The sequence below is a fragment of the Streptomyces sp. CB02366 genome, assembly GCF_001905905.1.
GTDB lineage: Bacteria > Actinomycetota > Actinomycetes > Streptomycetales > Streptomycetaceae > Streptomyces.
This window is the reverse complement of sequence record NZ_LIVT01000007.1, coordinates 42,394-65,362: the sequence shown is the minus strand read 5'-3', so window position 1 is coordinate 65,362 and position 22,969 is coordinate 42,394. Positions and strand designations below refer to the sequence as shown.

The 22,969-nt window shown below is 74.6% G+C and carries 23 protein-coding genes; 10 read left to right on the top strand and 13 right to left on the bottom strand.

Annotated features, from left to right (window positions below):
• The first annotated feature begins 47 nt into the window (after positions 1-47).
• The gene (locus tag AMK24_RS21200; RefSeq protein ID WP_073770398.1) at positions 48-1,475 is read left to right on the top strand and encodes a GNAT family N-acetyltransferase; all 1,428 of its coding nucleotides are present in this window, start codon (positions 48-50) and stop codon (positions 1,473-1,475) included.
• On the opposite strand, the gene AMK24_RS21195 is transcribed toward AMK24_RS21200, so the two are convergent.
• The gene (locus tag AMK24_RS21195; RefSeq protein WP_073770397.1) at positions 1,408-2,622 is read right to left on the bottom strand and encodes a trans-sulfuration enzyme family protein; all 1,215 of its coding nucleotides are present in this window, start codon (positions 2,620-2,622) and stop codon (positions 1,408-1,410) included. The genes AMK24_RS21200 and AMK24_RS21195 overlap by 68 nt on opposite strands.
• A gap of 59 nt (positions 2,623-2,681) precedes the next feature.
• Between AMK24_RS21195 and AMK24_RS21190 the strand changes: the two genes are divergently transcribed.
• The 3 genes from AMK24_RS21190 (at position 2,682) to AMK24_RS21180 (ending at position 5,921) form a co-directional block, all read left to right on the top strand.
• Positions 2,682-3,161, top strand: a complete 480-nt coding sequence (locus AMK24_RS21190; RefSeq protein WP_073770396.1) for an Lrp/AsnC family transcriptional regulator — start codon at positions 2,682-2,684, stop codon at positions 3,159-3,161.
• 119 nt (positions 3,162-3,280) lie between these two features.
• Complete coding sequence (locus AMK24_RS21185) at positions 3,281-4,969, top strand: DUF885 domain-containing protein (protein WP_073770395.1); 1,689 nt, start codon at positions 3,281-3,283, stop codon at positions 4,967-4,969.
• A 70-nt stretch (positions 4,970-5,039) separates the two neighbouring features.
• Positions 5,040-5,921, top strand: a complete 882-nt coding sequence (locus AMK24_RS21180) for an ATP-grasp domain-containing protein (protein WP_073770394.1) — start codon at positions 5,040-5,042, stop codon at positions 5,919-5,921.
• A 226-nt stretch (positions 5,922-6,147) separates the two neighbouring features.
• Here AMK24_RS21180 and AMK24_RS21175 read toward each other — a convergent pair whose 3' ends face one another.
• From AMK24_RS21175 to AMK24_RS21165, 3 genes are all read right to left on the bottom strand, one after another.
• Positions 6,148-9,186 (bottom strand): AAA family ATPase, encoded by a 3,039-nt coding sequence (locus tag AMK24_RS21175; protein ID WP_073770393.1) that lies wholly within the window; start codon positions 9,184-9,186, stop codon positions 6,148-6,150.
• Positions 9,183-10,352 carry an exonuclease SbcCD subunit D gene (locus tag AMK24_RS21170; RefSeq protein WP_073770392.1) on the bottom strand — a complete coding sequence of 390 codons (1,170 nt, stop codon included), beginning with the start codon at positions 10,350-10,352 and terminating at the stop codon, positions 9,183-9,185. The genes AMK24_RS21175 and AMK24_RS21170 overlap by 4 nt, the downstream gene beginning before the upstream one ends.
• Before the next feature lie 153 nt (positions 10,353-10,505).
• Positions 10,506-11,132 (bottom strand): YigZ family protein, encoded by a 627-nt coding sequence (locus tag AMK24_RS21165; RefSeq protein ID WP_073770391.1) that lies wholly within the window; start codon positions 11,130-11,132, stop codon positions 10,506-10,508.
• Positions 11,133-11,207: 75 nt separating this feature from the next.
• Between AMK24_RS21165 and AMK24_RS21160 the strand changes: the two genes are divergently transcribed.
• Positions 11,208-11,654: a CoA-binding protein gene (locus AMK24_RS21160; RefSeq protein WP_073770390.1), complete on the top strand. Its 447-nt coding sequence runs from the start codon at positions 11,208-11,210 to the stop codon at positions 11,652-11,654.
• Between the two features lie 94 nt (positions 11,655-11,748).
• Positions 11,749-12,576, top strand: a complete 828-nt coding sequence (locus tag AMK24_RS21155) for an aminoglycoside N(3)-acetyltransferase (RefSeq protein ID WP_073770389.1) — start codon at positions 11,749-11,751, stop codon at positions 12,574-12,576.
• Positions 12,577-12,664: 88 nt separating this feature from the next.
• Here the strand turns inward: AMK24_RS21155 and AMK24_RS21150 are convergent, their stop codons facing one another.
• From AMK24_RS21150 to AMK24_RS21140, 3 genes are all read right to left on the bottom strand, one after another.
• A complete protein-coding gene (locus AMK24_RS21150; RefSeq protein WP_073770388.1) occupies positions 12,665-13,219 on the bottom strand; it encodes a YbaK/EbsC family protein in 555 nt (184 codons plus the stop codon).
• A gap of 100 nt (positions 13,220-13,319) precedes the next feature.
• Positions 13,320-13,892, bottom strand: a complete 573-nt coding sequence (locus AMK24_RS21145; protein WP_073770387.1) for a helix-turn-helix domain-containing protein — start codon at positions 13,890-13,892, stop codon at positions 13,320-13,322.
• Between the two features lie 143 nt (positions 13,893-14,035).
• Positions 14,036-14,806, bottom strand: a complete 771-nt coding sequence (locus AMK24_RS21140) for an acyltransferase (protein ID WP_073770571.1) — start codon at positions 14,804-14,806, stop codon at positions 14,036-14,038.
• Positions 14,807-14,939: 133 nt separating this feature from the next.
• Between AMK24_RS21140 and AMK24_RS21135 the strand changes: the two genes are divergently transcribed.
• A complete protein-coding gene (locus AMK24_RS21135; protein ID WP_073770386.1) occupies positions 14,940-15,500 on the top strand; it encodes a gamma carbonic anhydrase family protein in 561 nt (186 codons plus the stop codon).
• A gap of 68 nt (positions 15,501-15,568) precedes the next feature.
• On the opposite strand, the gene AMK24_RS21130 is transcribed toward AMK24_RS21135, so the two are convergent.
• Positions 15,569-16,006, bottom strand: a complete 438-nt coding sequence (locus AMK24_RS21130; RefSeq protein WP_073770385.1) for a DUF4442 domain-containing protein — start codon at positions 16,004-16,006, stop codon at positions 15,569-15,571.
• Between the two features lie 121 nt (positions 16,007-16,127).
• Between AMK24_RS21130 and AMK24_RS21125 the strand changes: the two genes are divergently transcribed.
• Entirely contained in the window at positions 16,128-17,204 is a 1,077-nt protein-coding gene (locus AMK24_RS21125; RefSeq protein WP_073770384.1) for a hypothetical protein, read from the top strand.
• Positions 17,205-17,259: 55 nt separating this feature from the next.
• On the opposite strand, the gene AMK24_RS21120 is transcribed toward AMK24_RS21125, so the two are convergent.
• The 4 genes from AMK24_RS21120 to AMK24_RS21105 all read right to left on the bottom strand — a co-directional run bounded on the left by AMK24_RS21120 (position 17,260) and on the right by AMK24_RS21105 (position 20,444).
• Positions 17,260-18,105 (bottom strand): spermidine synthase, encoded by an 846-nt coding sequence (locus AMK24_RS21120; RefSeq protein ID WP_073770383.1) that lies wholly within the window; start codon positions 18,103-18,105, stop codon positions 17,260-17,262.
• 74 nt (positions 18,106-18,179) lie between these two features.
• Complete coding sequence (gene tuf, locus AMK24_RS21115) at positions 18,180-19,352, bottom strand: elongation factor Tu (RefSeq protein ID WP_073770382.1); 1,173 nt, start codon at positions 19,350-19,352, stop codon at positions 18,180-18,182.
• 98 nt (positions 19,353-19,450) lie between these two features.
• Complete coding sequence (locus tag AMK24_RS34270; protein ID WP_199876473.1) at positions 19,451-19,618, bottom strand: hypothetical protein; 168 nt, start codon at positions 19,616-19,618, stop codon at positions 19,451-19,453.
• A gap of 73 nt (positions 19,619-19,691) precedes the next feature.
• Complete coding sequence (locus AMK24_RS21105; protein WP_079190575.1) at positions 19,692-20,444, bottom strand: DNA alkylation repair protein; 753 nt, start codon at positions 20,442-20,444, stop codon at positions 19,692-19,694.
• Between the two features lie 40 nt (positions 20,445-20,484).
• Here AMK24_RS21105 and AMK24_RS21100 point away from each other — a divergent pair, with 40 nt between their 5' ends.
• Both AMK24_RS21100 and AMK24_RS21095 read left to right on the top strand, forming a co-directional pair.
• A complete protein-coding gene (locus AMK24_RS21100; RefSeq protein WP_073770379.1) occupies positions 20,485-21,207 on the top strand; it encodes a TVP38/TMEM64 family protein in 723 nt (240 codons plus the stop codon).
• A 175-nt stretch (positions 21,208-21,382) separates the two neighbouring features.
• On the top strand, positions 21,383-22,255 hold the full coding sequence (locus tag AMK24_RS21095; RefSeq protein WP_073770378.1) for an undecaprenyl-diphosphate phosphatase: 873 nt from the start codon (positions 21,383-21,385) through the stop codon (positions 22,253-22,255).
• A 140-nt stretch (positions 22,256-22,395) separates the two neighbouring features.
• On the opposite strand, the gene AMK24_RS21090 is transcribed toward AMK24_RS21095, so the two are convergent.
• The gene (locus AMK24_RS21090) at positions 22,396-22,962 is read right to left on the bottom strand and encodes an AAA family ATPase (RefSeq protein ID WP_073770377.1); all 567 of its coding nucleotides are present in this window, start codon (positions 22,960-22,962) and stop codon (positions 22,396-22,398) included.
• Positions 22,963-22,969 lie beyond the last annotated feature (7 nt).

Here is a 22,969-nt window from a genome sequence, read left to right as displayed (position 1 = left end):
TTCGTGATCAGGCAACACCGGTCCTTCACAGTGAGGACATGACTGATGTGACCTCCGCGAAGAGCACCCGCCGTCCGCACCACTGGCGGCGGGACCTGATCGAACTGGCCGCCCTGTTCACCGCCGTGGCCGTGGCCGACGCGATCGCCCATCTGATCGGGCACCAGCCGGACGGGCCTTTCCTGCTCATGGCGTCGGCGGTGGTACTGGTGGCCACGGCCGCGTTCCACACGTGGTGGGCCCGGCGCCACGGTCACGCTCCTCCGCCGGAGCCACCGGGCCCGGGGCCCGCCGGATCCGGCGGAGGAGAAGCACCCGCGGGGGCCGGGGCCCGGAGCGGGGCGGGGAGCGAGCGGGCGGACGGGCTCACCGGCGCCGAGGAGACCGTGCTGTGGCGGCTCCGGACGACGGTGCACGACGCCCCGGGCAGCCTGGCCGCCCTGTGCCTGACCCTCTCCGGGCTGGGAGTGGACATCCTCACCCTCCAGACGCACCCGCTGGCGCAGGGGACCGTGGACGAGTTCCTGCTCCGGGCCCCGGCCCCGCTCCCGGCGCAGGAGCTGTCCCGGGAGGTCGCGGCCGCGGGCGGCACGTCCACCTGGATCGAGCGGGCGGACGCCCACGATCTGGTCGACACCCCGGCCCGGGTGCTGTCACTGGCCACCCGGACGGCGCTGGACTCGGCCGAACTACCGCTGTCTCTTCGCCAGTTGCTGGGACGGTGCACGATCCACTCGCTGCCCGCCGTCTCCGTCACCGGCCGGGAGACCGGGCAGAGCGCCCCGGTCGAAGGCGTGCTGGAGGGGACGGTGATGCGTCTGCGGGATCCGTCCGGCGGCGTCATCTCCGTCGAGCGGCCCTACCTGCCGTTCACGCCCACCGAGTTCGCGCGGGCCCGCGCCCTGGTCGAGCTGGACGCGCGGCTCGGTCCCCGGATGCCGCGCGGCGCGGACGTCCTCACCCTGCCCGAGGGCGGCGAGATCACCGTGCGCCGCGCGGACCGCGGCGATCTCGCCGCCGCCCGCGCCCTGCACGACCGCTGCTCGCAGCGCACCCTGGGGCTGCGCTACCACGGCCCCGTCAAGGACGCCGACCGCTACCTCGACCACCTGCTCAACCCCCGCTTCGGCCGCACCCTGGCGGTGCGGACGGCTTCCGGCAAGGTGGTGGCGCTGGGCCACCTCCTGTGGGACGGGGACGAGACCGAGGTCGCCCTCCTCGTGGAGGACGAGTGGCAGCGCCGCGGCATCGGCTCCGAACTGCTCGCCCGACTGGTGGCGATGGCCGGGGAAGCGGGCTGCGACAGCGTGTACGCGGTGACGCAGTCCCGCAACACCGGCATGGTGGCGGCGATGCGGGCGCTGGAGCTGCCCCTCGACTACCAGATCGAGGAGGGCACGCTCGTCATCACCGCCCGGCTGACGCCCGAACAGGCCGGTCGGCCGTCCGCACCGGCGGAACGGACCCGTCACTGAGCGCCTGGCACAGATCGGCCCACAGGTCCTCGACGTCCTCCAGGCCGACCGACATCCGCAGCAGCCGGTCGCCGACCCCGGAGGCCCGCCGGTCCCCCTCCTCCACGATGCGGTGGCTGATGGAGGCCGGGTGCTGGATCAGCGAGTCGACGCTGCCGAGGCTGACCGCGGGGGTGATGAGCCGCACCCCGGCGATCACCCGGTGCGGATCCCCGTACACCTCGAAGGAGACCATCGCGCCGCCGATCCGCGGGTAGTGCACGCGGGCGACCCGCGGGTCGGCGGTGAGCCTGCGCACGAGTTCGGCTGCGCTGGCCGAGGCCGCCCGGACGCGTACCGGAAGCGTGGACAGCCCGCGCAGCAGCAGATAACCGGCCAGCGGATGCAGCACTCCGCCGGTGGCGAACCGCACCTGCCGCAGCACGGCGGCGAACTCCTCGTCGCAGGCGACCACGCCGCCCATGACGTCACCGTGGCCGCCGAGGTACTTGGTGGCGCTGTGCAGGACGATCCGCGCCCCCTCGTCCAGGGGCCGCTGCAGGACGGGGGTGGCGAAGGTGTTGTCCACCAGCAGCGGCACGGTCCCGCAGGCGTGGGCGACGGCCCGGACGTCGATCTCGGCCAGCGTCGGGTTGGCCGGGGTCTCGATCATCACCAGCCCGGTGTCCGGGCGGATGGCGTCGGCGACGCCCGCCGGGTCGGTCCAGGTCACCTCGGTGCCCAGCAGTCCGGCGCCGAGCAGATGGTCGCTGCAGCCGTAGAGCGGCCGGACCGCGACGACGTGGCGCAGCCCCCGGCTCGCGCGGGCGAGCAGCACCGCCGACAGCGCCGCCATCCCGCTGGCGAAGGCTACGGCGCTCTCGGCGCCCTCCAGTCGGGCGAGCGCCGTCTCGAAGCGGCCCGTGGTGGGGTTGTCCAGCCGGGCGTAGACCGGCGGCCCGTCCGGGCGGGCCCCGGTGGCGGCGAAGGCGTCGATCCGCATCGCCTCGGCACGCGAGTCGTAGGAGGGGTAGGTGGTGGACAGGTCGATCGGCGGGGCGTGCAGGCCGAGGGAGGCGAGGTCGTCGCGTCCGGCGTGCACGGCTTCGGTGGCGAGGGCCCTGGGCGGGGTGGTGGCAGGGGGCGTCATCGAGACTTCGTCGTCCATGCCGTCACTCTGAACAGCTACCGGGACGTAGGGGTGAATCACCGTGCTACGTTCGCCGCATGTCCGATTCCGTCGCTCTCGATCCGGTGGACCTGCACATTCTGCGGCTGCTGCAGAACGATGCGCGGACCACGTACCGCGAGCTCGCGGCCGAGGTCGGCGTGGCGGCTTCGACGTGTCTGGACCGGGTGGCCCGGCTGCGCCGCAGCGGGGTGATCCTCGGCGATCGGCTGCGCCTCGATCCGGCGAAGCTCGGCCGGGGGCTCCAGGCGTTGCTCCTGGTCCAGGTGCGGCCGCACCGCCGGGAGTTGATCGGGCCGTTCGTCGAGCGGATCAGGTCGCTGCCGGAAGCGCGGGCGCTGTTCCATCTCACCGGCCCCGACGACTACCTGGTGCAGGTGGCGGTGGCGGACGCGGCGGATCTGCAGCGGCTGGTCCTGGACGAGTTCACCGCGCGCCGGGAGGTGGCCCGGGTGGACACCCGGCTGATCTTCCAGCAGTGGGAGTGCGGCCCGCTGCTGCCGCCCGCCGCGAACTGACCGGCGGGATCCGCGCACCGGCCGGGCCGCCGGCCCCGGGCGCCGGCCGACCGGCAAAGTTCGGACACCGGACGGTCCCGGTGGTGACGGGAGGGCCGCCGCCGTAGAAGGATGTCCGCATGTCAGACACTCCGAGCAGCGCGCTGCCCCGTCAGGTCGCCGACGCCTACGTCGACGCGGTCATCGAACTCGACCCCATCACCGGCACCCACCTGGGTGTCCCCGAAAGCTCGCGCCGGCTGCCCGACTTCTCCCCGGCGGGCCAGGCCGCGACCGCCGACCTCATCCGTGCCACGCTGCGCGAGCTGGACGCCGCCGAGCGGCGCCCCGGCGCGGACAGCGACGCCGAGCGGCGCTGCGGACGCCTCCTGCGGGAGCGGCTGACGGCGGAACTCGCCGTGCACGAGGCCGAGGAGGGGCTGCGGACCGTCTCCAACCTGCAGTCGCCCGCCCACAGCATCACCGAGGTCTTCACGCTCACGCCCACCGCCACGGACGAGGACTGGGCGGCGGTCGCGGAGCGGCTGCGCGCGGTGCCCGCCGCGCACGAGGGGTACCGCGCCTCGCTGGAGCTCGGCCTGGAGCGCAAGCTGTACGGCGGACCGCGCGCGACCGCCACGTTCGTCGGACAGCTCACGGAGTGGGGCGGCGAGGGCGGGGGCCGGGCGTTCTTCGCCGAGTTCGTCGCCCCGGGGCCCGCCTCGCTGCGGGCGGAGCTGGACGAGGCCGCCGCGCGGGCGACCGCCTCGGTGCTGGCGCTGCGGGACTGGATGCGCGACGTGTACGCCCCGGCGATCGAGGGGGCCCCGGACCCGGTCGGCCGGGAGCGCTACGCCCGCTGGTCGCGGCTGTACAACGGCACCGACCTGGATCTCGACGAGGCGTACGCGTACGGCTGGTCGGAGTACCACCGGCTGCTCGCCGAGATGAAGGCCGAGGCCGGGAAGATCCTGCCCGGCGCGGGCCCCTGGGAGGCGCTCGCCCACCTCGATGTGCACGGTGAGCACATCGAGGGCGTGGAAGAGGTCCGCGGGTGGCTGCAGGGCCTGATGGACGAGGCGATCGAGGCGCTGGACGGCACGCACTTCGACCTCGCCGAGCGGGTACGGAAGGTGGAGTCCCGTATCGCGCCGCCCGGCGGGGCCGCCGCACCGTACTACACCGGCCCGTCCGAGGACTTCTCCCGTCCCGGCCGCACCTGGCTGCCCACCATGGGCGAGACCCGCTTCCCGGTGTACGACCTGGTCTCCACCTGGTACCACGAGGGGGTTCCCGGCCACCACCTGCAGATCGCGCAGTGGACGCACGTGGCCGAAAACCTCTCCCGCTACCAGGCGTCGATCGGCATGGTCAGCGCCAACGCCGAGGGCTGGGCGCTGTACGCGGAGCGGCTGATGGACGAGCTGGGCTTCCTGCCCGACCCGGAGCGCCGGCTCGGCTATCTGGACGCCCAGATGATGCGCGCCTGCCGGGTGATCGTCGACATCGGCATGCACCTGGAGCTGGAGATCCCGGCGGACTCCCCCTTCCACCCGGGCGAGCGCTGGACTCCCGCGCTGGCCCAGGAGTTCTTCGGCGACCACAGCGGCCGTCCCGCCGACTTCGTGGAGAGCGAGCTGACCCGCTACCTGTCGATGCCGGGCCAGGCCATCGGGTACAAGCTCGGGGAGCGCGCCTGGCTGCTCGGCCGGGAGAACGCGCGGGCCGCGCACGGCGACGCGTTCGACCTCAAGTCCTGGCACATGGCGGCGCTCTCCCAGGGCTCGCTGGGCCTGGACGATCTGGTGGACGAGCTGTCCCGGCTCTGATCCCGCCGCAACGGTGCGCACGAGCCGGGGCCCCGCCCGGGGGCGCGGGAGGCGAAGGAGGAAAGCCGTCGTGGACGAACGGAGCGGATTCCTGTTCTGCGCCGACCCGTTGAGGGCGTCACGCCCTGATCCGCAGTTCGCCGACGAGGTCGCGGCGGTGCGTGCGGCCGGCGGCCGGATCGCGCTGGTCGATCACGACGCGCTGCTCGCCGGGGACGCGGCCGGAGCGGTGGCGCGGGTCGCGCGGGACTCCGGACCGTACTGGTACCGGGGCTGGATGGCCCCCTCCGACCGGTACGCGGAGCTGGAGGCGGCGCTCGGCTCGCGGGGCTGCACCCTGCGCACCGGTGCCGCCGGCTACCGGCGCGCCCATGAACTCCCCGGCTGGTACGAGGAGTTCGCCCACCTCACCCCGCGCAGCGTCTGGCTCCCCACCGCCCCGGGGGCTCCACCGCCCACCGCCGAGGCGCTGACCGGCCTCGCGGCGGCCCTGGGGCCGGGGCCCGGCATCGTGAAGGACTACGTGAAATCCCGCAAGCACGAGTGGCACGAGGCGTGCTACGTACCGGAGTTGAGCGACCGGGAGCAGTTGGCGGCCGTGGTGGGCCGTTTCGTCGAACTGCAGGGCGACTTCCTCACGGGCGGGCCGGTGCTGCGGTCCTTCGAACCGTTCGTCGCGGGCGGTGAGGCGCGGGTGTGGTGGGTCGACGGCCGGGCGGTGCTCACCACCGCCCATCCGGACACCCCCGGCCGGGCCCCGGCCCCCGAACTCCCCGCCGTGCGGGAGGCGGTGGGCCGTCTGGGGCTGCGCTGGATCACCACCGACCTGGCGTTGCGCGAGGACGGGGCGTGGCGGGTGGTGGAGGTCGGCGACGGTCAGGTCAGCGGGCTCCCCGCCGGAGCGGACGCCGGGGACCTGTTCGCCGCCCTGGTCGCCGCCGGAGCGCCCTGACCCGGGGGCGGGTTCCGCCGTCCCGGCAGCCGCGGTGAGGGGCGGTCGGCGGGGAGGACGGGCGCCCCACCGAAACAGGCCGCCGCCGCCGTGGCCGACGCCGAACGGCCGGGGCCACCGGTCCTCGCCCCGGCGCGCCCGCGCCGGTCCGCACGGGCGGGCCCCGGTGGCGGAGTGCGGGCGGGGCGCGCCTTCGGCCGGGCCGGGGACGAACCGCGCGCCCCGCTCACAGGCGGTGGCGTACGGACGACCCCTGCCGCTCCTTCACCACTTCGAGCCGGGCGGGGATCCGGCGGCGCAGGTCGGCCACGTGGCTGACGATGCCCACGCTGCGGTCGCGCTCCCGCAGGGAGTCCAGTACGTCGAGCACGTCGTCCAGGGTCTGGTCGTCCAGGCTGCCGAACCCCTCGTCGATGAAGAGGGTGTCCAGGCGTACGCCGCCGGCCTCCTCGGTCACCACGTCGGCGAGGCCCAGCGCGAGGGCCAGCGAGACGAAGAACGTCTCTCCGCCGGAGAGCGTCGCGGTGTCGCGTTCGCTGCCGGTCCAGGCGTCGACCACATGCAGTCCGAGCCCGGCCCGGCGGCCGCCGGTGCGGGCGTCGGAGTGGACCAGCGTGTAACGGCCGGAGGACATCCGCCGCAGCCGCGCGGTGGCGGCGGCGGCCACCTGTTCGAGGCGGGCGGCCAGGACGTAGGACTCCAGGCGCATCTTGCGTTCGTTGTCGGCGGAGGTGCCCGCCGCCAGGCCCGCGAGCCGGGCGATCCGCTCGTACTGCCGGCGCACCGGGCCCAGCTCGCGCACCTCGTCGGCGGCCTGCCGGGAGAGCCGGGCCAGCTCGGCGCAGCGCTCCTCGGCGGCGGCGCGGACGGCGGACGCCTCGCGCACCACCCGTTCCGCCGCCTCGAACCCGTCCCGCGCCGCCGACGGCCGGGCCGGGGGCTGTTCGGCGGCCTCGCGGGCGTCGCGTTCGGCACGGCGGTCGGCGATCGCGGCGGCCTCGGCCTGCCAGGCGTCGACGCGGTGCTGGAGGTCGCGTTGGGCCGCCGGGTCCAGGAGCGCCGAGGCGGCGTCCTCCGGGGTGTCGAAGCCGGCCCGGAAGGCCGCGTCGGAGAGCCGGCCGTCGGCCTCCTTGCGCCGCCGGGCCGCGTCCTGTTCGGCACGTACGGCCTCGGCGGCCTCCTGGAGCAGCGCCACCCGGCGGGTGAGGCGTTCCGCGTACGCGGCGACGGACCCGAACTCGCCCCGTACGGCGTCGAGGTCGCCGCGCAGCACCGTCTGCTCGTGGTCGAGGGCCTCACGCCGGGAGGTGCGGGCGGCGGCCCGGCGTTCGGCCTCCTGGCGAAGGCCCAGGCGTTCGCGGTGCTCGCGTTCCGCGGCGTCGAGGGCTTCGCGGGCGGCGTGCGTACCGGCGGCGGTGCGGTGGGCTTCGGCGTGCTCGGCGGCCAGCCGTTCGACGGTGGAGCGGAGTTCGTCCACGGACGGACCGGGATCCTCGTCGGTCCCGGGGGCGGCACCCGCCTCCGGGGCGGCGTCGCGGGCCTCCGCACGGGCGGCGGCACGGCGTTCGCGGACGACTCCGAGGGCCTGTTCCGCGCGGGCGCGGCTCTCCTCGGCGTCGCGGTGGGCGGCGAGGGCGGCCTCCTCGGCGGCCCGGTCGACGTGGCCGTCGCCTTCGGTCGCGGGGGCCGGGTGCTCGGCGGATCCGCAGACGGTGCAGGGCACACCGGCGACCAGCCCGGCGGCCAGCTCCGCGGCGATGCCCCGCAGCCGCCGCTCCCGCAGCCCGAGCCAGGTCTCCTGGGCGTCCGACGCGCGTTCCCGGGCCTCCGCGAGCGCCCGGCGGGCGGTATCGACCTCGGCGGTCAGGAGGTCGCGGCGGCGGGCGGCCTCCAGCCGGCGGCGGGCCGGCGCGAGGAGCCCGGCGAGCTGTTCGGCCCGGGTGGCGGCCTCCTGCGCGGTCGCGATGCGCTCGCGGAGTCCGGCGTGGAGGGCGTCCCAGTCCGCCAGCCAGGCGTCGGCGTCGCGTACGGTCGCCTCGTCGGCCCGGGACTCCCGTTCCAGCGACTCCCGTTCCTCGTCGATCGCGAGGCTGCGGGCCTCGGCCCGGCGGGCCGACTCCAGGCCGCCCAGCTCCTGCCGGAACCGGCGTTCCAGCTCGGCGAGCCGGTCCGGCCCCGCGTCGTCGAGGTCGGGGGGCAGCTGCGCCCTGGCCCGGTCGAGCGCGGCGGACGCGCGGCGGTGGGCCCGCTCGGCCTCGTCGCGCAGCTCCAGTGCGGGGGCGACCCGGTCGGCCTTCCGGGCGCGTTCCAACCGCTCCTGGCAGCGGTCGTGTTCCGGCCGCCCCTCCTCCAGCGTCGCGAGACGCATCCGGGTCTCCTCGAACCTCGCCTGGAGGCGGGCGAGTTCGCGTTCCCTGTCCAGGGCGAGGCGTGCCGTGCGCTGCCGGTCCTCGGCGGCGGCGACGGCGCCGTGGGCGATGTCGAGCCGTTCGCGGGCGGTGGAGCGGGCGATCGCGGCCCACTCCAGCACGGCTCCGGCGAGTCCCGGTTCTCCGGGGCGGGCGGTGACGGGGGCGGCCTCGGACCCGGCGGGACCGGCCGCCTGGGCGGTGCGCTGGGCGAGGGCGAGGATCCGTTCGTCGGCGGCGGTGACCTGGGCCTCGGCGTCCCGGCGCAGTTGGGCGAGGCGCTCCTCGACGGCGGCGAAGCGGCGGGTGTCGAAGAGGCGGCCGAGGAGCTTGCCGCGCGCTTCGGCGTCCGCGCGCAGGAAGCGGGCGAAGTCGCCCTGGGGCAACAGCACGACCTGGCAGAACTGGTCGCGGCTCATACCGATGAGCCGGGTCAGCTCCTCGCCGATCTCCTGGTGCGACGTGCTGAGGGCGTGCCAGCCGCGCTCGGGTGTGTGACCGCGCAGCCGGCTCTGGGCCTTCTCCGGCGTGAAGCCCTCGCCGCGCTTCTTGGGGCGGGGCTGGGCGGGGCGGCGGGTGACCTCCAGGCGGCGGTCGCCGACGGTCAGTTCCAGCTGGACCTCGGTGGGCAGGTCCACGGGCGCGTGGTCGCTGCGCAGGGAGGCGCCGGGGCTCTGCCGGGCGCCGGGGACGGCTCCGTACAGGGCGAAGCAGACAGCGTCCAGTACGGAGGTCTTGCCCGCGCCGGTGGGGCCGTGGAGGAGGAAGAGGCCGGCGGAGGAGAGGGCGTCGAAATCGACTTCCTGGGTGGTTCCGAACGGACCGAAGGCGGTGATGCTCAGGCGGTGCAGTCTCACCGGGACACCTCGCGCACGGTCCCGTCCACCCGGACGTCGTCGAACGCGGCGCGCAGCACGGTGCGTTCGAGATCGCTCGGGCCGCTGCCGCCGCGGACGTGGGCGACGAAGTCCTCGGCGATCTGGTGGTCCTCGCGGCCCTTCAGCCGCTCGGCGTAGGTGGTGCCCGGGTCCTCCGGCGGCCGCTCGGGGTCGAAGACGAGGCTGAGGGCGTGCGGGAAGCGCCGGACGAGCCGGGCCATCGGGTCGGCGGGGCGTACCGGGTCGGTGAGGGTGGCCTCGACCCAGGCGTGCTCGTGGCGGTCGAAGGCGGGGTCCTCCAGCAGCGTGTCGAGACGGCCGCGGAGCCGGGCGAGGGGGCGCTCGGCGGGGCAGTCGATCCGCTCCTCGGCGGCGATGTCCCCGTTGCCGTCGAGGTCGATGAGCCACATGGTCTTGCGGTGGGCGGCCTCGGAGAAGGAGTACGCGAGCGGCGAACCGGAGTAGCGGACCCGGTCGGTGACCCGCTGGGAGCCGTGGAGGTGGCCGAGCGCCACGTAGTCGACGCCGTCGAAGACCCCGGCGGGGACGGCGGCGATCCCGCCGACGGTGATGTCGCGTTCGCTGTCGCTGGGTTCCCCGCCCGCCACGAAGGCGTGGGCGAGGACGACGGAGCGGGTGCCGGCGGGGCGGGCGGCGAGGTCGGCGCGGACCTGGTCCATGGCGGCGGTGAGGACCGCCTCGTGCCCGGCCCGGGCGGCTCCCAGGACGTCCTTGGCCAGGGCCGGTTCCAGGTAGGGCAGTCCGTAGAACGCCACGTCTCCGTGGTCGTCGGCGAGGACGACGGGGGTGGCGCAGTTGCCGGGGTCGGTCCGCAGGTGGATGCCGGCCCGTTCCAAGAGGCCGGCGCCGACGCCGAGCCGGCGGGCCGAGTCGTGGTTGCCGGAGATCATGACGGTGGGCACGCCCTCGGCGGCGAGCCGGTGCAGCGCCCGGTCGAACAGCTCGACGGCGGGGAGCGGCGGAACGGCCCGGTCGTAGACGTCGCCCGCGACGAGGACCGCGTCCACCTCGCGCTCCCGCACGGTCGCCACGAGGTGGTCGAGGTAGGCGGCCTGGGCGTCGAGCAGGGGGACGCGGTGGAAGGACCGGCCCAGATGCCAGTCCGAGGTGTGCAGGAGCCTCACGTGGTCCCTCCGCCGCTTTTGACCTGCATCGTCCTCGTCCTCCACCCCGTGGGCCGCGCGCCGGCGGCCCGTCCTGCCGTCCGGCAGCGACCACGCTAGCGCCGCCGGCCCTCCGAACCCGCATCGGCCGTGGACCGGCGGGCGCGGCGGCGGTCACACGTCGCCGTACGCCTCACCGCCGAGTTCCAGGGCGGCGGTCCCGGCGGTGGCGTCGGCGAGCCAGCCGGTGAACGGCACGACGTCGGCGTCCGGCAGTCCGATCTCGATGGTGACGGCCTCGGCGTACCGGACCTCGCGGACGTCCCGCCCGGTGGCCCGCAGGTCGTTCTCCAGCTTCCCGGCGCGCTGGTGGTCGACCCGGATCGTGGCGAGCCGGAAGCGCTGCCGCGTGAGGGTGCCGAGCGCGTCGAGGGCTTCGCCGACCACGCCCCCGTACGCCCGGATCAGCCCGCCGGCGCCAAGCTTGACCCCGCCGTAGTAGCGGGTGACGACCGCCGCGACGTACCGCACCTCCCGCCGCATCAGCATCTGGAGCATCGGGACGCCCGCGGTGCCGCCGGGTTCGCCGTCGTCGCTCGCCTTCTGCACGGAGGCGTCGGCGCCGATGACGTAGGCGTAGCAGTTGTGGGTGGCGGTCGGGTGCTCCCTGCGGACGCGGGCGACGAACTCCTGCGCCTCCTGTTCGGTGGCGGCGGGGGCGAGGGAGCAGAGGAAACGGGATCGGTTGATCTCGCTCTCGTGCACACCCGCGCGGGCGACGGTCCGGTACTGCTCCTGCATCCGTCCACCCTATGCGCCGTCGCGCGGGCCGGCCCCGGCGGGAATGATCGGGCGGGGCCCGCCGGTTGTCCGGGCATGGACATCGACGGCACTCACGCGAACGACGGATACGCGGATCCCGCGGCGATCAGGCGGATTCTCCAGGACACGGGCGACACCTGGGCGGTGGTGGGCCTGTCCGGCAACCGCTCCAGGGCGGCGTTCGGCGTGGCGGAGGTCCTGCGGCGGTTCGGCAAGCGGGTGGTGCCCGTGCACCCGAAGGCCGAGACGGTCCACGGGGAGCAGGGATACGCCTCGCTCGCCGACATCCCCTTCCCGGTCGACGTGGTGGACGTGTTCGTCAACAGCGAGCTGGCCGGCGCCGTCGCGGACGAGGCGGTGGCGGCGGGGGCGAAGGCGGTCTGGTTCCAGCTCGGCGTCGTGGACCGGGACGCCTTCGCGCGGACCCGTGCGGCGGGCCTGGACATGGTCATGGACCGCTGCCCCGCGATCGAGCTCCCCCGGCTGGGCGGGGCCGCCTGAGCGGTCCGGGCGGGCCGGGAGCGCGGGACGGCCGGGCGGTCCAGGTGTGCGGTCCAGGTGTGGGGCGTGTTCCGCGGCGGGCAGGATCACCGCCGTGGACGACGCGACCGAGGTGACCGAAGTGAGCGACGGGGCCCGCCTGACGGCCGCGCTGACCGCGCTGGGCGTACGGCCCGGCGATGTGCTCCTGGTGCACGCCTCGCTGCGGTCGGTGGGCCCGGTGGCGGGCGGCGCGCGGGGCGTGCTGGCCGCGCTGCGCCGGGCCGCGGGGCCGGAGGGGACGGTGGTGGTCCCCTCCTTCACCCCGGAGAACTCCGACACCTCCCCGCACTACCGCGCCCGGGTGCGGGGCCTGGACGCCGGGGCGGTGGAAGCCGTCCGCGCCTCGATGGAACCGTACGACCCCTCGCTGACGCCCGCGCCGTCGATGGGCGCGCTGGCCGAGGCCGTGCGGACGGCGGCGGGGGCCGGGCGCAGCGCGCATCCGCAGACCTCGTTCGCGGCGCTCGGCCCCGGGGCGGGACGGCTGCTCGCCGGGCACCGCCCCGACTGCCACCTCGGGGAGGACTCGCCGCTGGCCCGGCTGTACGAGGCGGACGCCCGGATCCTGCTGCTCGGCACCGGCTACGCCAGGTGTACGGCGTTCCACCTGGGCGAGTACCGGGCGCCCGGCCCGCCGCGCCGCGCCTACCGGTGCGTGGTGGCGCCGGGTGGGGTGCGGCGGTGGTGGGAGTACGAGGATGTGGCCCTGGACGACGGGGACTTCGCGGCCCTGGGCGCGGCGTTCGAGGAGGCCGCGGCCGAGGGGGACGTACGGGCGGGGCGGGTGGGCGCGGCGGAGTGCAGGCTCCTGAGGCTGCGGGCGGCCGTCGACTTCGCCGCGCTCTGGCTCACGGAGCACCGGCGGCGGCCCCTCGGCTGAGCGGCCGCCGCGCGAGGGGCCCCGCCGGGGAAGGCGCCGAGGAGCACGGCCGGGAAGACCGGGGGGGGGGGGAAGGGCCGGGGCGGGATCAGACGCCCAGGCCCTCGACGACCACCGCTCCCGGGAGGGCCGCGAGCGCCTTGCCGGGGGCGATGAGCTTGCCGCGCCGGCTGCCGCTGCCGATCAGCACCCATTCCTCGTCCACCACGGCGGGGTCCAGCAGGAGGGGCCAGGCGGCGGGCAGGCCGATGGGGGTGATGCCGCCGTACTCCATGCCGCTCTCGCCGACCGCCGTCTCCATGGGGGCGAAGGACGCCTTGCGGGCTCCGAGGTGCTTGCGGACCGCGCCGTTGACGTCGACCCGGGTGCGGGAGAGCACCACGCAGGCGGCGAGGGTGACGTCCTGGCCGCGCTTGCCCGCCACGACGACGCAGTTGGCGGAGGTGTCGAGCAGGTCGGCGCCGTGGTGCTCGGCGAAGACGGCGGTGTCGGCGACGGCCGGGTCGCTGTCGACGTGGAGGATCTGCCCGGCGGTGAATCCGCCCCACCCGGCGGTGAGCGCCGCGACGACGGGGGCGGGCAGGAGGTCGAGCCGTTCCGCGGCGGGAGCGGCGTCCTCGAACGTTCCGATGGGTGCGCGCATGGCGTTCACGCTAACAGCGTCGGGGCGGGCCGGGCGGGGCGTCCCACCGGCTGGAAGCCTCGGCGGGGCGCCCCGGCCTCCGGCGCCCCGGGCGGGCGGCTCAGCGGACCGGCGGGATGGCGACGGTCATGGTGAACGCGGTCGGCTCGCCCCCGTCGTTGCGGTAGCCGTGCGGTACGTGCGCCTCGAAGGCGGCGGAGGTCCCGGCGGGCACCGGGTGGGCGCGTCCGTCGACCAGGAGCGTCAGTTCGCCCGCGGTCACGTGGAGGAGTTCGACGGTGCCCTCGGGGTGCGGGTCGGAGGCGGTGCCCTCCCCCGGCATCAGCCGGCAGCTCCACAGTTCGAGCGGGCCGCGGGCCTCCGCGCCGACCAGCAGGGTGGTGGAGCTTCCCGCCTCGGTGGACCACATGCGGACGGCCCGGCTCTCCGGGACCAGCCTGACCTGGGCGCCCTGCTCGTGGTCGAGGAGGGTGGTGATGCTGACGCCGAGGGCGTCGGCCAGCTTCACGGTCGTGCCGACGCTCGGGTTCGTCCGCGCCTGCTCGATCTGGATGATCATCCCGCGGCTGACCCCGGCGCGGGCGGCGAGGGCGTCGAGGGTGAAGCCGCGCTCGCCGCGCCAGCGCTTGAGGTTGCGGGCCAGCGACTGGGTGAGCTGGTCGAGGTCGGACACGTACCGTCCCTGCGGTGGATGGCGGAGTGGGGAGACCGGGGCGTGGAGACCCGGATGCGGAGAGCCGAGTGCGGGTGGCTGGGTCGCGTACGGCGCATGCCGGGGTCAAGAATATTGCACTGCCTCGCGGGCGCTCCCCCTGCTCACGGGGCCGTACCGCCGCCTCGCGGGGTGTCGCGGGCCTCGTCCGGTTCGGCGAGGGCGAGCAGCTGTTCGGGCGTGACGCCCTCGGGTATCGGCACGGGGGCGGGCGTCCGCAGGGGCGGCTGCCACCCCTTCCGCGGATCCCAGCTGCGGACGACGCGGGCGGGCGCCCCGGCCACCACCGCGTGGTCGGGGACCTCGCCCCGGACGACCGCGCCCGCCGCGACCACCACGTTCCGGCCGAGGCGGGCCCCGGGCAGGATCACCGCGCCGGTCCCTATCCAGCAGCCGGGGCCGACCGTCACCGGTTCCATCCGGGGCCACTGCCTGCCCACGGGCTCGTGCGGGTCGTCGTAGCTGTGGTTCGTGGAGGTGATGTAGACGTAGGGGCCGCAGTACGTGTCCGAGCCGATCGTCACCGTCGTGTCCGCGATCACGTGGCTGCCGCGTCCCAGCACCACGCCGTCGCCCACGGTGAGGACGGTGTCGGGGCCCAGGTCCAGGTCCGGCATCATCCCGGCGGTGAGCGTGACCTGCTCGCCGATGACGCAGTGCGCGCCCAGCTCGATCCACCGCTCCCCGAACACGGTTCCCTGCGGGAAGGCCAGCCGGGTCCCGGGGCCGATCGCGCGGAACCGCAGCCGCCCGGGGTGCTCGGCGGTGACCGCGCCCGCCCGCTGCGCCCAGGCCCAGCCGCGGTGGACGGCGCGGGAGGCGGCGCGGCGCGGGAGGCGGGCGAGGAGGGAGAACGTGTTTCGGTTCTTCGGCACGCGCTCACGGTAGTCGGCGGCGCGGCGGGCGATCCGCGCGGTGACCTGTGATGTTCGCCCCACCGCGCGGCGGCCGGCGGCAGCCGTCCCCTACCGTGTGGGACGGCACCACACCGGCGCGAAGGAGCAGGCGATGGCGGAGCAGGCGTTGATCACGGGCATGGGCGGCAAGGAGCCGGACGTCGACGCGGACGCGTTCACGGCCCCGACCTCCGTGGTGATCGGCGAGGTGACGCTCGCCGCGGGCTCCAGCGTCTGGTACCAGGCGGTGCTGCGCGCCGACTGCGGCCCCATCTCGATCGGTCCCGACAGCAATGTCCAGGACAACTGCAGCGTGCACACCGATCCCGGGTTCCCGCTGACCGTGGGCGCGCGGGTCTCGGTCGGCCACAACGCGGTGCTGCACGGCTGTGTGATCGAGGACGACGTGCTGGTCGGGATGGGCGCCACGGTCCTGAACGGGGCGCACATCGGTGCGGGTTCGCTGGTCGCGGCACAGGCGCTCGTGCCGCAGGGGATGCGCGTACCGCCGGGCTCGCTCGTCGCCGGGGTGCCCGCGAAGGTGAAGCGGCCGCTGACCCCCGAGGAGCTGGAGAGCATCCGCTTCAACGCGGCCGGGTACGTGGAGCTGGCCAAGGCCCACCGCGAGGCGCACGAGGCCGGGCCCGGGGAGGGCGAGGCGCACGGAGGCTGAGGGCCCGCCCGCGCCCCCGCCGTACGAGACCGGGCCGCGGCCCGGTCTCGTACCCGCGCGGCGGACGGTCAGTTGTGGGGGCGCAGGGTCCACACGACGGTCATCTCACCCGTGACCGCCCCGTCGGCGCGCCGGATCTCGACGGCCACGGGGAATTCCGGCCGCTGCCCGGCGTCCAGCTCGGCGACGACGTCGGCGATGGGGCGGCCGAGGGTCGCGGTCGCCGTGACCTCGCCCTTGGCCAGCTTCTTGTAGCCGATCTCCGCCTTCACGGCGAGCGGCACGGCGCGTGACATCTGGTCGCCGAAGGCGGCGATGACGATCGCGCCGCTGGCGGACTCGGCGAGCGTGAACATCGCTCCGGCGTGCGGGCCGCCGAGGTGGTTGTGGTACTCCGCCTGGTCGGGCAGCCGGACGACGGCGCGCTCCGGCGTCGTCTCCAGGAATTCGAGGTTGAGGGTCCGGGCCATCGGAACGGTCGCGACGAGCATCTCGCCCACGGTCATCTGTTCAGCGCTCATGCCAGGATGTTACTCACGGGTAGCAGCGTTTGGCCACCCTCTTGTGACGGCTCCGGTACAGGGCGGCCGTAGAAGTGGCCGCATGCTCCATCTATGGTTACTGGCCATGTGGCCAGGAACGCAGCCGCCCGGGGGCGAGCAGAACCCGCAGGACCAGAACCCGTACCAGCAGCCGGGGTACCAGCAGCCCAACCCTTACCAGCAACCGGGGCACCCGCAGCAGGGAGAGCCCGCGCAGCCGGGTTACGGCTACCCGCAGGGCCCGCCGCCCGGCGGGCAGCCGGGCTACCAGCAGCCCAACCCCTACCAGCAGCCGACGGCGCCGCAGTACGCCGTCCCGGGTCCGCCCGGCGGGCCGAAGCCCGGTGACGACAAGAAGAAGACGGTGATCACGGCGATCGTCGCGGCGACCGCCGTCGTGATCGCGGCGGGCGTCACCGGCTTCCTCGTGCTCGGCAAGGACGACGACGGCAAGACCGTCGCCGACCCCAAGACGTCCGCGTCGCCGAGCGCCGAGCCCGGCGAAGGGGCCACCGGCTCCGCGCCGGCGGAGAACCCGCGCGGCTCCGACAGCGACCCCAAGCCGCTCATTCCGGGCTGGAAGGTCGTCACCAACCCCAAGTGGGGCACGCAGTTCGACGTTCCCGGGGACTGGGAGGTCTCCAGCTCGGGAACGTTCGCCGGTTTCGAGGACGCCAAGAAGGGGGACGGGTCGCCGGTCGCCGGCTTCTCCGCGCCCGCCTACTACAAGAGCAAGTGGTGCGTCGACGACTCCGACGGGGACGGCAGCGAGGAGGACACCGGCCTCGCCGGCGTCGGGACGAAGGGCGCCCAGGGCGCCAAGAACACCGACGAGGCCGCGACGGCCGAGGCCGGCAACTTCGTGTGGGCCGCCTACGCCCAGCTCGACCCGAAGTCCAAGGTCAAGGTCGGCAAGCCCAAGCCCTTCACCACCAAGTCGGGGCTCTCCGGCAGCGTCGTCCAGGCCACCGCCCTGGGCCTGGCCAACAAGGAGAAGTGCGACAGCGACGGGAAGTCGATCGCCTTCTCCTTCAAGAACGCCAAGGGCGACTACTCGACCTGGGTCCTCTACGGCGCCGAGGGCGTCAAGGACGAGCTGCCGGACACCACCATCCAGCAGATCCTCAGCACGGTCCGCCTCGCCGGTCAGCCCACCGGCTGACACCGGCGGCCCGCACCGGCCCGTTCCCGCCGCCCCGCCCCGCCCGCCGGGCGCCTCAGCCCACGCTGAAGGCCCCCGCGGGCGGTTCGGGCGAAGCGACGGCGTCCGCGTCCGCGACCGGGCGGGCCGCGCCGAGGAACCGGGTCAGCGCGGAGCCGTGGGCGACCCGTGCGGGGAAGGCGTCCGCCGCGCAGCGCCGGACGAGCGGGGCCGTGTCGAGGGGCGCGTGCGAGGCGAGCAGGACGACGTTGCCGAAGCGCCGCCCGCGCAGGACCGCCGGTTCCGCGACCAGCGCCGCCTCGCGGAAGACCGCGGCGAAGTTCGCCAGTTGCGAGCGGAGGAAGGCGAACGGCGCGCTGTCGGCCAGGTTGGCCGCGTAGACCCCGTCCTCCCGCAGCGCCCGCCCGGCGGACCGCGCGTACTCCACGGAGGTGAGATGGGCCGGCACCCGTGAACCGCCGAAGACGTCCGCGATCAGCAGGTCCACGGAGGCGGGGGGCGTCGCCTCCAGCCGCTCCCGGGCATCGGCCGCGTGGAGGGCGACACCGCTCCCTTCGGGCAGCGGCAGCGCCTCACCGACCAGCCGCAGCAGTCCCCGGTCGGCTTCGACGACGTCCTGCCGCGAGCCGGGACGGGTCGCGGCCACGTAGCGGGGCAGGGTCAGCGCGCCGCCGCCCAGGTGCAGGACGTCCAGGGGCGCCCCCGGCTCCGCCGTGCCGTCCACGACGTGGGCGAGCCGCCGCACGTACTCGAACTCCAGGTGGTACGGGTCGTCGAGGTCCACGTAGGACTGGGGGGCGTCGTCGACCGTGAGCAGCCAGGCCCGGTCGCGGTCCACGTCGGGCAGCAGCCGGGCGGTCCCGTGGTCGACCTCGCGGATGACGGGTATCGGCTCGTTCACCCCACCATTGTCGCCTCCCCCGCACCGCGGCCCGCCACCCCTTCGGCAGGAGGGGCGGCGGGCCGCGGCGGTACTCAGAGCAGCGCGGTGACCGTGCCCGCGCCGACCGTGCGACCGCCCTCGCGGATCGCGAAGCCGAGACCGGGCTCCAACGGGACGTCACGGCCCAGCTCCACGGTCATCGTGACCGTGTCGCCGGGACGCGCGACGGCCGCCTCCCCGAGGTCGACGTCCCCGACGACGTCCGCCGTACGGATGTAGAACTGCGGCCGGTAGCCGGTGGCGACCGGGGTGGTCCGGCCGCCCTCCTTCGCCGACAGCACGTACACCTGCGCGGCGAACCGGCGGCTCGGCGTGACGCTGCCCGGCGCGGCGACGACGTGGCCGCGGCGGACCCGGTCGCGCTCCACCCCGCGCAGCAGCAGCGCCACGTTGTCCCCGGCCTCGGCGGACTCCATCGGCCTGCCGAAGGTCTCCAGGCCGGTGACGACCGTCTCGACGTCCGCGCCCAGCACCTGGACCCGGTCCCCGACGCGGACGGTGCCGCGCTCGACGGCGCCGGTGACGACGGTGCCCCGGCCGGTGATGGTGAGGACGTTCTCGACGGACAGCAGGAACGGGGCGTCGGTGTAGCGCACCGGCATCGGCACGTACGTGTCGACGGCGTCCAGCAGCCCCTCGATCGCCGCCGTCCAGCGCGGGTCGCCCTCCAGCGCCTTGAGTCCGGAGACCCGGACCACGGGGACGGCGTCGCCGCCGTACCCGTGCGCGGAGAGCAGGTCGCGGACCTCCAGCTCGACCAGGTCGGTCAGCTCGGGGTCGCCCGCGTCGGCCTTGTTGAGCGCGACGACGATGTGGTCGACGCCCACTTGACGGGCCAGCAGGACGTGCTCGGCGGTCTGCGGCATGACCCCGTCGAGGGCGGAGACGACGAGGATCGCCCCGTCGAGCTGCGCCGCTCCCGTGACCATGTTCTTGATGTAGTCGGCGTGGCCGGGCATGTCGACGTGCGCGTAGTGGCGGGTGTCGGTCTCGTACTCGACGTGCGCGATGTTGATGGTGATACCGCGCCGGGCCTCCTCGGGCGCACGGTCGATCCGGTCGAAGGACACGTAGGAGGTGCTGCCTCCGCGCTCGCTGAGGACCTTGGTGATGGCGGCGGTGAGGGTGGTCTTGCCGTGGTCGACGTGGCCCATGGTGCCGATGTTGAGGTGCGGCTTGGTACGCACGTAAGCCGTCTTGGACATGGTTCGTTCCTCTTGGAGAGTTCGAAGCCGAGATGGAGAAGACCCCAGGGTCCCGCCGACCCTCCCCTTGCGGGGTCCGCCGGACTGTCGGGGGAGGGTCAGCTTCGGGCGCCGCCGAAGGGCGCTGCGGCGGCGGTGGACACCGCTGCGACGACTGCTGCTGCGAGCGCGGCCGGAGCGGGGGCCGCGGCGCCCGCCTCGTTCACGGCAGCCTTCGGCGCGTCCGCGACCGCGGACGGCGCTGCGAGGAAGGCGTACCGGAACATGCTCTGCATCATGTCCGGGCGCGGCGGGCGCGTCGAATGGTTTTCCCCGGCCTTCCCCGCTCCGCAGGGCGCGTCAGAGGTTCTTGAGGGCCTCACGCGCGGAGAGCGGCGACAGGCGGGTTCCCGCTCCTGCCACGAAGTCGCGGACGGCGGCGGGATCGGTCTTGGCGTACTCGCGCAGCGCCCAGCCGATCGCCTTGCGGATGAAGAAGTCCGGGTGGTCCGCGCGGCGCAGGCAGTAGTCGAACAGCCTCTCGGCGTCGGTGGCTTCCTTGTGGCGCAGCTGGTGCAGCAGGGCGGTCCTGGCCGTCCAGATGTCGGGGGCGTCGATCCACCGGTCCATCGCGCGTACGAGCGCCGGATCGGCGGCGACCAGGGGGCCCGCGACATACGCGGCGAGCACGTCGACCGTGTCCCACCAGGGGGCGGTGGTGACGAGGCGGTGCAGGACGGGCAGGAAGCCGGAGGTGCAGCGGTTCGCGTACCGGCGGAGGTAGTCGGCGGCGAAGTAGTGGTACTCCCTCTCCGGCAGCCGCCAGCAGCGCAGCGCGACCGCCGCGCAGTCCCGCTCCTCGGGTCGCCCGAGGTCCGCCAGCACGGTCCGCGACAGGGCGCGGCGCTCGGGAGCGGGGATGCCGAGGAAGGGCGCGACGTGCTTCATGTACGCGGCGGCCCCCTCCGCCCGTACGGGGTCGGCGGCCGGAGCGTACGCCGCGACGAGGCGCTCCAGGACGGCGTCGGCGAGCACGCTGTCGGGCGGGGCGGGGGCCGCGGGGGCGGAATCCGGTGGGACGGGGACGTCCGGGACGGGGCTCACGCGACGCACATTACGGCGATCACACACCCTTTTCGGTTACTCTCCCCGAATGTTCGACCCCGTCCCCACCGCCCGGCCCGCCGCCGGCCCGGCCGTGCGCCTCTCCCGGGCGCTCCTGTCGCCGTGGTCCCGGCTCTCGCTGCTCGTGGTCGTCCTTCTCGGGGCCGCGTCGACCATGCTGCTGTTCGAGCCGCAGCGGCTCCTCGCGTCGGGCTGGCCGGCCCAGTTGACCGGCGGCACCGCCGCGATGCTCTTCGGGCTCGCCTACGGGGCGCTGACGGTGGCGTTCGTGCCCCGCCCGCTGCTGAACATCGCCGCGGGCGCGTTGTTCGGCGCGCAGACGGGTCTGGCCGCGGCGCTGGCGGGCACGGTGCTGGGCGCGGGCGTGTCGTTCATGCTGGGCCGGGTGCTGGGACAGGACGCGCTGCGGACGCTGTTGCGCGGGAAGCTGCTCACCGCCGCCGACGGGGTGCTGAGCCGGCACGCGTTCCGGTCGGTCCTGGCGCTGCGGCTCTTCCCCGGAGTCCCGTTCGCCGCCGCCAACTACTGTGCGGCGACCTCCCGGATGGGCGCTCCGCCGTTCCTCCTGGCCACCGGTCTCGGGTCGATCCCGAACACGGCGGCGTACGTGATAGCCGGCAGCGAGGCCGCGTCGCCGACCTCGCCCGTGTTCCTGGCGGCGATGGGTTTCATCGTGCTGTCCGCTCTCGGCGGGGCGCTGGTGGCCTGGCGCAAGCGCCACCGGCTGGGCCGGGACACGCCGAAGGGCTGAGCGCACGACGGCACGTGGACGACCGGCGCAGTCGGCCTGGCGTTCACCTTCGGGCGATACGCTGCCCGCGACCTCGATGTCCTTGATCCTTGACCGCACTCTGCACTGTGCACGCGGCCGGCGGGCCAGCAGTCCGCGGCCGGTGCACGATCACCTCCGGGATGGCCTAACCCCCATGAGCTGGTTCGAATCATTCGTCCTGGGACTCGTCCAGGGACTCACCGAGTTCCTGCCGATCTCCTCCAGCGCGCACCTGCGGCTGACGGCCGCGTTCGCCGGCTGGCACGACCCGGGGGCGGCGTTCACCGCGATCACCCAGATCGGCACCGAGACCGCGGTGCTCATCTACTTCCGCAAGGACATCGCCCGCATCCTGTCCGCCTGGTTCCGCTCCCTGACGGACCGTACGATGCGCGGCGACCACGACGCCCAGATGGGTTGGCTGGTCATCGTCGGCTCGATCCCGATCGGCGTGCTGGGCCTCACGCTCAAGGACCAGATCGAGGGCCCCTTCCGTGATCTGCGGCTGATCGCGACGACGCTGATCGTCATGGGCGTCGTGCTGGGCGTCGCGGACCGGCTGGCCGCACGGGACGAGACGGGCGGCAGGCACCGCGTGGCGAAGGAGCGCAAGACGCTCAAGGACCTGGGGGTCAAGGACGGCCTGATCTACGGGGTCTGCCAGGCGATGGCGCTGATCCCCGGCGTCTCCCGCTCGGGCGCCACGATCAGCGGCGGCCTGCTGATGGGCTACACCCGCGAGTCGGCCGCCCGCTACTCGTTCCTCCTGGCGATCCCCGCCGTGCTCGCCTCGGGCGCCTACGAGCTCAAGGACGTGGGCGAGGGACACGTCTCCTGGGGCCCGACCGTCTTCGCGACCCTGGTGGCCTTCTTCGTCGGCTACGCCGTCATCGCCTGGTTCATGAAGTTCATCACCACGAAGTCCTTCATGCCGTTCGTGATCTACCGCATCCTGCTCGGCATCGTCATCTTCGCGCTGATCTGGACCGGTGCGCTGAGTCCGCACGCGGGCGAGTCGGCGGGCTGACCCGGCGGGTGTGCGCCCCGCCCGGGAGCAGCCGGGCGGGGCGATCCAGCAGCGCAGCAGCCAGCAGCGCGGATAGATGTCCTCACCGTACGGCGGGGGTCTGACATCGATGCTGATACCGACGTTCCGGTGGCCGTGGCTCAGGGCCCCGGGGGCATCAGACCGGTGGCGGCCAGGACCGCGTCGACCGTCTCGTCCACGGTCAGCTCCGCGTTGTCGATCCAGATCTTCTCGTCGGCCAACTCGTCGCGCATCACCGCGTCCAACGGGGACCAGTCCGTCGTCAGCCTCTTGTCCCGGCCGAGGTTGCGCTCCCCGGCCTTCGCCGCGCCCGGCGCCAGGACCACGACGTGCAGCGGTCCGGCGGTGAACGCGGCGCGGTAGAAGTCCCGGTGGGCACGGCGTACGACGACGTCGTCGATGACGGGCAGAAAACCCGCGGCGGCGAAACTGCCCGCCAGCAGGCAGGCGTTGCGGGCACGGAGGAAGATCTGCCGGTCCGCCTCCCGGTCCCCCTCGGGCGTGGGCCACCGGCCGCCGGAGACGATGAGCTCCTGGAGCCCGTCCACCTCGATGTGGGCGGCGGCGGCGAACCGGGCGGCGAGCGCGGGGGCCACCGTGCTCTTGCCGCTGCCGGGGACGCCGGTCAGCAGGACCGCGCCCGCCGCCGGTGAGCCGGTGTCCACGGGTACGTCCGCCCAGGTCATCGCCGTG

Bases quoted from the DNA above. Each gene is read 5' to 3' on its own strand.
- AMK24_RS21195 (WP_073770397.1), bottom strand. From the start codon at position 2,622: ATGGACGACGAAGTCTCGATGACGCCCCCTGCCACCACCCCGCCCAGG.
- AMK24_RS21190 (WP_073770396.1), top strand. From the start codon at position 2,682: ATGTCCGATTCCGTCGCTCTCGATCCGGTGGACCTGCACATTCTGCGG.
- AMK24_RS21185 (WP_073770395.1), top strand. From the start codon at position 3,281: ATGTCAGACACTCCGAGCAGCGCGCTGCCCCGTCAGGTCGCCGACGCC.
- AMK24_RS21165 (WP_073770391.1), bottom strand. From the start codon at position 11,132: ATGCAGGAGCAGTACCGGACCGTCGCCCGCGCGGGTGTGCACGAGAGC.
- AMK24_RS21160 (WP_073770390.1), top strand. From the start codon at position 11,208: ATGGACATCGACGGCACTCACGCGAACGACGGATACGCGGATCCCGCG.
- AMK24_RS21150 (WP_073770388.1), bottom strand. From the start codon at position 13,219: ATGCGCGCACCCATCGGAACGTTCGAGGACGCCGCTCCCGCCGCGGAA.
- AMK24_RS21135 (WP_073770386.1), top strand. From the start codon at position 14,940: ATGGCGGAGCAGGCGTTGATCACGGGCATGGGCGGCAAGGAGCCGGAC.
- AMK24_RS21130 (WP_073770385.1), bottom strand. From the start codon at position 16,006: ATGACCGTGGGCGAGATGCTCGTCGCGACCGTTCCGATGGCCCGGACC.
- AMK24_RS21125 (WP_073770384.1), top strand. From the start codon at position 16,128: ATGTGGCCAGGAACGCAGCCGCCCGGGGGCGAGCAGAACCCGCAGGAC.
- tuf (WP_073770382.1), bottom strand. From the start codon at position 19,352: ATGTCCAAGACGGCTTACGTGCGTACCAAGCCGCACCTCAACATCGGC.
- AMK24_RS34270 (WP_199876473.1), bottom strand. From the start codon at position 19,618: ATGTTCCGGTACGCCTTCCTCGCAGCGCCGTCCGCGGTCGCGGACGCG.
- AMK24_RS21100 (WP_073770379.1), top strand. From the start codon at position 20,485: ATGTTCGACCCCGTCCCCACCGCCCGGCCCGCCGCCGGCCCGGCCGTG.
- AMK24_RS21095 (WP_073770378.1), top strand. From the start codon at position 21,383: ATGAGCTGGTTCGAATCATTCGTCCTGGGACTCGTCCAGGGACTCACC.
- AMK24_RS21090 (WP_073770377.1), bottom strand. From the start codon at position 22,962: ATGACCTGGGCGGACGTACCCGTGGACACCGGCTCACCGGCGGCGGGC.